Origin of the sequence: Crenalkalicoccus roseus, from assembly GCF_004761865.1 — a bacterium.
GTDB lineage: Bacteria > Pseudomonadota > Alphaproteobacteria > Acetobacterales > Acetobacteraceae > Crenalkalicoccus > Crenalkalicoccus roseus.
The window spans coordinates 1-1,448 of record NZ_SJDM01000093.1 but is presented as its reverse complement, the minus strand read 5'-3'; the positions used below and the strand labels follow the sequence as shown (position 1 = coordinate 1,448).

Below are 1,448 nucleotides of genomic sequence, written 5' to 3'. Positions count from 1 at the left end.
AGCTCGGCGGGCTCAAGGTCTGGCCGGTCGGCTCCTCCTTCCTCAAGGCCGAGACCTATGGCTGGCTGAAGCTCGACCGGCCGACGGAGGAGAGCGGCGATCCCTTCCCGCCGGGCTACGTGCACCTGCCGGTCCACGCTGCGGGCGAGGAGTTCTGCCGCCAGCTCACCGCCGAGCAGCTGGTCGCGCGCACCGGCCGGAATGGCTTTCGCCGGCTGGAGTGGGTCAAGACCCGCGAACGCAACGAGGCGCTGGACTGCCGGGTCTATGCCCGCGCGGCCGCGGCGGCGCTCGGCATGGATGGCTGGGGTGATGGTCGCTGGGCGCGGATGGCGGACGCGATGTCACTGCCGGCAGCCGAACTTCCCACCGGCGGGAATGTCGTTCCCCCGTCGCCTTCGCCGGCCGCACCCGACACCCATCGCCCACGCGGTTGGCTCGCGCCGCGCAGCGGCTGGTTGCGCTGATCCTGGAGACCCTGATGACCGCGATCGTGCCCGTGCGCACCAGTATCGCCGCCGGCCAGGCGCTGAGCGCGCCGGTCGCCAGCGTCGGCTACGGCGTCTGCCTGCTGCTGCTGCCCGCTGCCTGGACCGACGCGCCGCTCACCGTCCAGGGCTCGCTCGACGAGGGCGAGCCCGCGGCCTGGGCCGACCTCCACGACCATCTCGGCAACGAGGTGGTGCTGACGGTGGCCGCCGGCCGCGCGCTCACCCTGCCGCCGACCCTGCTGCTCGGCTGGCGCTGGTTGCGGCTGCGCTCCGGCCTCGCCGCGGCGCCGGTTGACCAGGCGGCGGAGCGCCCGATCACCCTCGGCATCCGGCCGCTCGCATGACCGCGCTGTTCCAGCACTACCTGCCGCCCGCCCCGGCGATGCTGCCCTATGTCCCGGGGCGGTTCTACGCCTCGCAGCACGCGCGCGCCGCCGGCGGCGCCGTCGCCATGGCGGCCAACCGCATGTACTGCGTGCCCTACGTGCTCGCCCGGCCCGGGCTGTTCTCGGCCATGGCGGTGAGCGTGACCACCGGCGCCGCTGGTTTCCTGCGCATGGCCTTGGCCGCCGACAACGGCGCCGGCCGGCCGGGCGCGCTGATCGAGGAGCCGCTGGCGGACGCCGACACCGCCACCGCCGGCGCGGCGGTCTGCCCCTTCGCGCAGCCGCGCTGGATCTCGGCGGGCATCTGGTGGCTGCTGCTGTGCTTCTCCGGCGCGCCCTCGGTGCGCGGGACCTCCACCCAGGCCTTCAGCGGGGGGAACACGCTGCTGCTCGGCTCGGCGGCGGCGGATGGCGGGGCCGGCGGCGGCACGACGGGGAGCGAGAACGGGTTCATCGCGGCGCTGGCGCACCAGGCCGGCGTGCCGATCATGCCGAACCCGCCCACCGGGCTGTCCTACCTGGTCAACGCGGCGGCGCCGCTGCCGACGCTCCGGGCGGCGTGATGGATCCC

At 74.9% G+C, this 1,448-nt stretch carries 3 protein-coding genes (1 of these 3 running past the window's edge); all 3 read left to right on the top strand.

The features are described from left to right. Tightly spaced (at most 14 nt apart), the 3 genes in view from ET526_RS20955 to ET526_RS20945 form a layout consistent with a single transcriptional unit that may run on beyond the window. On the top strand, positions 1-467 hold the 3' end of the coding sequence (locus ET526_RS20955) for a terminase gpA endonuclease subunit (RefSeq protein ID WP_456305133.1). 667 nt of this gene lie to the left of the window's left edge; the window shows 467 of its 1,134 coding nt (coding positions 668-1,134); the start codon falls outside the window, past its left edge; the stop codon is at positions 465-467. Between the two features lie 14 nt (positions 468-481). Then, positions 482-835, top strand: coding sequence for a hypothetical protein (locus ET526_RS20950; protein WP_135471021.1), 354 nt, complete (start codon positions 482-484; stop codon positions 833-835). Beyond that, positions 832-1,440, top strand: a complete 609-nt coding sequence (locus tag ET526_RS20945) for a hypothetical protein (RefSeq protein WP_135471018.1) — start codon at positions 832-834, stop codon at positions 1,438-1,440. The genes ET526_RS20950 and ET526_RS20945 overlap by 4 nt, the downstream gene beginning before the upstream one ends. Positions 1,441-1,448: the final 8 nt, after the last annotated feature.

Bases quoted from the DNA above. Each gene is read 5' to 3' on its own strand.
- ET526_RS20945 (WP_135471018.1), top strand. From the start codon at position 832: ATGACCGCGCTGTTCCAGCACTACCTGCCGCCCGCCCCGGCGATGCTG.
- ET526_RS20950 (WP_135471021.1), top strand. From the start codon at position 482: ATGACCGCGATCGTGCCCGTGCGCACCAGTATCGCCGCCGGCCAGGCG.